General features: G+C 63.2%; 1 protein-coding gene. It reads right to left on the reverse strand.

Annotated features, from left to right (window positions below):
• Positions 1-391: transposase (locus Q1A87_RS23845; RefSeq protein WP_299657387.1), on the reverse strand; the 391-nt coding region annotated here is incomplete at both ends.

Genomic DNA, 391 nt, shown 5'->3' on the forward strand with positions numbered 1-391 from the left:
GCCGTTTTCGAGGTATGCCCGGGCCTTGGGCATGCGGCCGAGGGCGTAACGAATGGCTTCGGCCAGCTTTGTTTTCCCCGATATTTTCGGCAGTTGGCTCTTCAGCCAGGTCTCCAGGTCATCGAAGATGGGCTTGGCCCTGGTCTGTCGCAGGGCGACCCGTTCGTCGGGCGGCTTGTACCGCGCGTCCTTTTCGACGGCATAAAGGCGGGCGATGCGTTCGATGACTTCCTTGGCGATGGTGGACCCGTCGCGTTCGAAGACATCCACGAACTTGCGGCGCACATGCACCATGCAGGCCTGCTCGCAGGCCAGGCCCTCGCCGAACAGCCCGTTGAAGCCGGTGAACCCGTCGGCATGGACGATGCCCGTGTAGCCCTTGAGATGGGCG

The sequence above is a fragment of the uncultured Jannaschia sp. genome (assembly GCF_947494055.1).
Classification (GTDB): Bacteria; Pseudomonadota; Alphaproteobacteria; order Rhodobacterales; family Rhodobacteraceae; genus Jannaschia.